The 5,722-nt window shown below is 44.1% G+C and carries 8 protein-coding genes; 4 read left to right on the plus strand and 4 right to left on the minus strand.

Annotation, left to right across the window (positions count from 1 at the left end; genetic code table 11):
• Positions 1-211: 211 nt before the first annotated feature.
• From CYR32_RS21020 to CYR32_RS21035, 4 genes are all read right to left on the minus strand, one after another.
• Complete coding sequence (locus CYR32_RS21020; RefSeq protein ID WP_046289657.1) at positions 212-466, minus strand: DUF2442 domain-containing protein; 255 nt, start codon at positions 464-466, stop codon at positions 212-214.
• 841 nt (positions 467-1,307) lie between these two features.
• The gene (locus CYR32_RS21025) at positions 1,308-1,709 is read right to left on the minus strand and encodes a helix-turn-helix domain-containing protein (RefSeq protein ID WP_101827028.1); all 402 of its coding nucleotides are present in this window, start codon (positions 1,707-1,709) and stop codon (positions 1,308-1,310) included.
• Between the two features lie 10 nt (positions 1,710-1,719).
• A complete protein-coding gene (locus CYR32_RS21030; protein ID WP_101827029.1) occupies positions 1,720-1,899 on the minus strand; it encodes a Rop family plasmid primer RNA-binding protein in 180 nt (59 codons plus the stop codon).
• Between the two features lie 103 nt (positions 1,900-2,002).
• Complete coding sequence (locus CYR32_RS21035) at positions 2,003-2,242, minus strand: hypothetical protein (RefSeq protein WP_101827030.1); 240 nt, start codon at positions 2,240-2,242, stop codon at positions 2,003-2,005.
• An 814-nt stretch (positions 2,243-3,056) separates the two neighbouring features.
• Here CYR32_RS21035 and CYR32_RS21550 point away from each other — a divergent pair.
• From CYR32_RS21550 to CYR32_RS21560, 4 genes are read left to right on the plus strand one after another with little or no spacing between them, the layout of a single operon-like run.
• Positions 3,057-3,398, plus strand: a complete 342-nt coding sequence (locus tag CYR32_RS21550; RefSeq protein ID WP_146000742.1) for a hypothetical protein — start codon at positions 3,057-3,059, stop codon at positions 3,396-3,398.
• Positions 3,316-3,810 (plus strand): hypothetical protein, encoded by a 495-nt coding sequence (locus CYR32_RS21050; RefSeq protein WP_101827031.1) that lies wholly within the window; start codon positions 3,316-3,318, stop codon positions 3,808-3,810. The genes CYR32_RS21550 and CYR32_RS21050 overlap by 83 nt, the downstream gene beginning before the upstream one ends.
• The gene (locus CYR32_RS21555; protein ID WP_146000743.1) at positions 3,803-4,129 is read left to right on the plus strand and encodes a hypothetical protein; all 327 of its coding nucleotides are present in this window, start codon (positions 3,803-3,805) and stop codon (positions 4,127-4,129) included. The genes CYR32_RS21050 and CYR32_RS21555 overlap by 8 nt, the downstream gene beginning before the upstream one ends.
• Before the next feature lie 20 nt (positions 4,130-4,149).
• The gene (locus CYR32_RS21560; RefSeq protein WP_146000744.1) at positions 4,150-5,007 is read left to right on the plus strand and encodes a hypothetical protein; all 858 of its coding nucleotides are present in this window, start codon (positions 4,150-4,152) and stop codon (positions 5,005-5,007) included.
• Positions 5,008-5,722 lie beyond the last annotated feature (715 nt).

Consider the following 5,722-nt stretch of genomic DNA (forward strand, 5'->3'; position numbering starts at 1 on the left):
ATCGCAGCGTACGGTGCCATCCGCTACCCCTTTGCGAATCCTGCCCTCCGTCTGAATCGCAGGAAAATTTCGTCCGGACGAAACTCAGGGTATCGGGCCGCGCCTGATGAAAAGCTCTGGCGTGCCGGCGGTACTCCGGAGACACATCTTGTCCCGCTGTTTTGTAGCCGGCACAGCGTGGCGGTGCTACAAAACATATCCTGTCCCCTGGTTAAGCCTTTTTGACTGAACGCGCCCGGACCGGCTGCAGCTTCTGCGTACTCAGAAAACCTTCAAGTCCCAAATCCTCGTTCAGTTCGTCCCAGTGAATGCCGTACGGGCTCAGCTCGAACTTTTCCAGCTGTTCCGTGCTCGCATTCTCCAGAACAGGAAAGTACGCCAGCGGTACACCCAGGGTGCGGCCGTCACTCAGCTGCAGCCACATATTGTAGGGATCAAATTTTGCCGATTTGATAGATACGCTCATCACGACCTCCGGTTGACCGTCACGAATTTACGTTGATAGTATGCCTGGGTAGTCCTGTCGTCCATGACGACCACCAATGATCCCACGGCCTGAGAGGATCGCCTTCGGGTGGCTGTACAGAACACTCCTGTAGCCTGAAAGGGAGAACGCAAAGCGTGGTACATCTGCCCGCCCCTGGAAGCAGATATCGTCAAAAACAGCGCACCTACGACGCGACGATGAGGGTACATTTCACAACGCAGTGACCGGCACCGACCGTCCTGCCTTCCGCTGTCGGCCTTTACTAGCCGGCAACCATAACGCCGATAAACCTGTAGCGGGTCTGTCGCGAAAAACTCGTTCTATCCCGCGAGCACCATTACGTCTTCCGGAAAGCACCTGTTTGCAGAGGTAAACGCGCCTCCGGACTGAACGGCGTCACTTTGATGCCCGCAAGGCGGGAACAAAGTGACGCGTGAAAAAACCACGCTGCAGCCCCTGCGGCACAACGCCTGACGGCGATCTCCACAATCTGACGTGCACGTATTACGTGTTTTCATACGCCCTGAACGGGCCTTAACCCAGCGCTGCAGGCATAACTGCAAACGTGTTCAGATAGAAAGGAAAATAATCAGCTCGGTATCGATGGCGACACCCGGAAGCGGGTGTGTGGAGGGAGTCTGACATAAGTCAGCCCGGCGTAAGCCGCGAACAGGTCAGCGACCTGGGGAAACCTCGCAAGAACTCAACAATCTGTCATCCCGATGCACAGATACCAGCTGAGACGCAGGAAGCGCAAAAGTAACCGTGTCGTCGGGACCGGAACACCGGATAAAAATGAGGTTACAGGTTTTACGGCCTGTTATTTCCAGAACTGCCACCACCTAACCGGGGGCGGTAAGGGCTGCTGCACGTCTTTTTTATGCTCAAGCAAATGCAACGATTGTTTGAGGCTGTCGATATGCGATTCCTGAGCAGAAACGAGCGTTCTGAGGTGTTCAATTTCCTGTTTTAAACTGTTAACCACCTGTTCATTATGTGCAGGTGGCACTGTAACACGCTGTTCAGTAGCCTGTTCAAATGGCTGTTCATGCACAGGTGAGGAAATATCACCAAAAACACGAATAAGCTCTGAAGTATCGAGCATTTTTGAATTGCGAGCACCTGCACAAGTGGACAGCTCACCTGTTTTTATTAACCTGTGCAGCGTTGTTCTGCTCTTACCTGTAAGCCTGGCGGCCTCACTGATCGACACTTTTGCCATCCGTTTATCATTATTCCTGATCTAACCTGCCCAGAAGCACATCATGAAGTCGTTCAGCATCTTCATGAAGCTTTTCACACATATCCGCTTCAATATCAAAATCCAGCTCGTTGAGCCTTTCGAGCAGGAGCAGACTCTGTTCCTGAATGAATTTTGCCATGTTCAGCGCAGTTTTTTGCTGTTTCGTCATAAGACGCTCCGGTGCGTACGTGCCATATGCTGAAATCGGGTGAAATGACGCTTCCCCGGTTCCCCTGGCTGCGCCAGACGAACGCTGCGGCGAGCATTACCGGCTAACGACGAAAAGGCTTAGGCTTGCTCCAGGCAAATTCTGCAGCCTGACGTTCTTCAGCCCGTGCCTGTTTAGCGGCTTCCGCTTCACGCTGTCCCAGCAGCTGTTCACGGGCAACACGCAACACCTCTTTTTTTTCCGGGCCGGACAGCTTTTTCCCTTTTGCCCGTTCCGCTGCAAAGACAGCATCATCAAGAAACAGCTTTTCAGTCTTAGATACAACATGCAGACGACCAGTCATAGACCCTCCAGTTCAACGTCAACAGCGCCCCCCTTTCCCCCCGAGCTCGGTCCCCGGAACCCCGGTTTTCCATAGGCTCCGCCCTCCTGACGAGCATCACAGAAATCTGCCGATTCCCGGTGCTCAAATCAGAAGGGGCGAAACCCGACAGGACTTAAAGATACCGGACGTTTCCATCCGGTGGCTCCCTCGTGCGCTCTCCTGTTCCCACCTTACAGCTTAGCCCGTGTCTTTCCGCTGTTATGGCCGCGTTTTCTCATACCACGCCTGACACTGGGTGCTGCTTAGGTGGTTCGCTCCAAGCTGGACTATATGCACGAACTCCCCGTTTAGTCCGACTACCACGCCTGCTCAGGTAACTGTTCACTTGAGTCCAACCCTGAAAGACACGACAAATCGCCACTGGCGGTAGCCACTGGTAGCTGGTTTACGGAGCGAAAATGTATTTACGTAGTAAATACGGAGTTCTTGAAGTGGAAGCCCAACTACGGCTACACTGAAAGGACAAATTTGGTTACTGCGCTCCGTTAAAGCCAGTTACCACGGTTCAGAAGTTCCCCAACTTGCTGAACCCTCGAAAAAACCGACTCCCCAGTCGGTTTTTTCGTTTCATTCCCTATAGATTACGATGACGAAGAACGGATCTCAAGGAAATCCATTTTGGTCCATTTTAGCTTCTTCTTCTCGTACACCATCAGAAATAAAATAAGAGATTTATCAATAACTTAAAAAAAATATAAAAATAGTACAATTTGTACTATTGATTTTATGACAAAATAGACCTACGATAAGTTAACTTAATGAGAGATGTTCTATGAAAATTTCATGTCATTTGCATAAAAGAATGTCTGAAAGAAATATATCTTATGATGTAATTAACTTAATAATGTCTCTGGGAGATTTTAGTAAAAATGGCGAAAGAATAATCCTTAATAAGGACACTATAGATATAGCTATAAAGCATACCGATGAATTAAAAAAACGCCTGACCAATATTCGCGAAAAAAATGGCGGGACATTAGTTTTAGCTAACGACGCGCTAATAACATCATTTTTTCATTACGGCAAAAATCATGCTAAAAATAATCAGAGAAAAAATAAAGAGAAGCACAAAAGAAAACATTATTGTCATACCAGTTCCGCCCCAGAAAGTTAACATAAAAATACATAAAGCTGATTTAAGCTTTATTGACCAGTTAGCAAAAAAACTCGACACGTCAAGATCATTAATTCTCAACGAGATAATAAGAAAAATTCTTATAAAAAAATTAAAGTCAGAAGTTGAAGAATTTGATAGTCAGTTTCTTCTAGCATCTATTGCAGATAAGCTATCCCCAGAAAACATAGTAGATGGATGTAATGACTTAGAAGAAAGTTGGATTTTTGAAGTGGCTAGAGAAGAATTTAAAGAAAACATGATATACAAATATGAAAACTACTTACTTTCAGAACAGGAACAACAAACAGACATGCTAAGTAAGTCAGAAATTATTTTAATGAAGCACTCTGATGAACATAATGATTGCATGTCTTTAGTACTTGATAAACTGAGAAACGAGAATGATTAAAAATCAAATAGAGAAAATGAAAAACCGGTCAATTGAAAATTCAGTTGATCTTTATGAAAAAATTTCATTAAAAATGCCATCCAAAAATTATGCGATGTTTGACTTATTAAGTAAATTAGGATCTGAACCTAAACTCTCGATGCTTTCTAAAGATGTTTCATCAATGATATCTGAAATCATATCTTCTGAAAGTGAGAATATTGATATGTTAGAAGAAATATTAAACACGATACCCAGTCATTTATACCAAAAGTCTTTCATAGAAATACTTATAAACCAAGGGGTTGTAGTAAAATCTTCTGATAAAAATAATAAATAAAACCGCACGCGGAGAGAAAAATGACCACAGCATATGTAACAAAAGCAACCTTATCTAAGATAGGCGGCCTGTTAGATATTCCCTATGAAAAATCTAACAGCGCTCAATTGGCTATAGTTAAAATCATAGAAGAGCATACAAAAGAGAAAATTTTATCAAGGCTAGAATTGCAATCAATGGCATCGATTATTGTCGTGAGTGATATATTGAACTCAGAAACACCGCATAACATAAAAATTAAGAACCAAAATAAAATCGACAGAGAACAAAAAAAAGTAAGGATGATTTATTATAAAAACAAAATGACTTATCATCATTATGACAACTGCCCTAAATTATCATCTGATTATGAAAATTTCTCAATACCTGATGAGATTCCAGAAAACAAGATAGATGAATATAGGAGATTTTTTATTTCTAACAAAGAGTTATTTTATAAAAATGAGGCGGCATTTTATGCTTCTGCGGGCTCTTTTTTTAATATCCCACTAACCCGCTCTGTTAAAACTCGTTATTCAAATAGTGGGAAAAGAAATCTCTTATCTTCCAATGAACTATTATCTAGCAGTAACCAAGATAAGGTCAGTTTTTATGTAGCAAAGGCGTTAGACTTTTATCAAAACAACAAGAAGCCTATAATTAAATATGGCCAAGCATCACATCTTCTAGATAATTTTTTAGCTAACAGGAAGATAACCGAGCAAGATTATGAAGTAGTTAGGGAATGGGGTATATTAAAATCAGATGTTAAAAGTGAAATAATTAAAGTGTTAACAGGGATCAATGAGATAAATGATCAACGTTTTTCAGAAGAAATTTTTATAGCATTAGGTTTCGAAGAATGTAGCACATGCAAATCATTAAAGCAGAAAAATTAATCAAATTTAAGAAATAAAAATATTGTTATAGAAATAATTATAATTAACGTGAGTTTACTCTATTAACAGTAAACTCATTTCCCCATGAAAAAGATGCAATAGTTGACTTTATTCATAGACCTCTCGTCGGTGTCCTATTGTCGCGGCAAGAATAACTAGGGCTGGCTTTTACTCGGACGACATGGAGCTTGTCGCAGAAGAATTTGAGGTTGTTGAAGTCTGTAACTAGGCTGACCATGCCTAGCACTCGTATTTACCATAACATCTCTTGAGCGCACCCTCGCAGACGCCCTCAGCGCGTTTCTGCCGCGTCCGGGCCGTTTCCGGCACCTTTCCCTGTCCGTATCGTGAAAAAACGCCCCTGATGATTTCTGCGCGTCTGCATGACTATGCACGCGGGTGAATGGCGGGCGATTCCGGGCGGATGCTGGCACTAAAGCCGCGTTTTCGCAGGAAACGGTCATTTCCGGTAACGGTGAACGGGCGCGCAGTTCACTGTGCGGTCGTGAGGCGTTGAGCAACGAGCCTGGCGAGGCGGTAGGGGTTCCGAGAGCCAGCTGCAGGCTCAGGAGAAAACATTCTGTTTTCGGGGTAAATGCTCAAAATGACGTCATTTTGGTGCATTTACCCTATCCTGCATCGCAGCGTACGGTGCCATCCGCTACCCCTTTGCGAATCCTGCCCTCCGTCTGAATCGCAGGAAAATTTCGTCCGG

Origin of the sequence: Chimaeribacter coloradensis, from assembly GCF_002858715.1 — a bacterium.
GTDB classification, from domain to species: Bacteria; Pseudomonadota; Gammaproteobacteria; order Enterobacterales; family Enterobacteriaceae; genus Chimaeribacter; species Chimaeribacter coloradensis.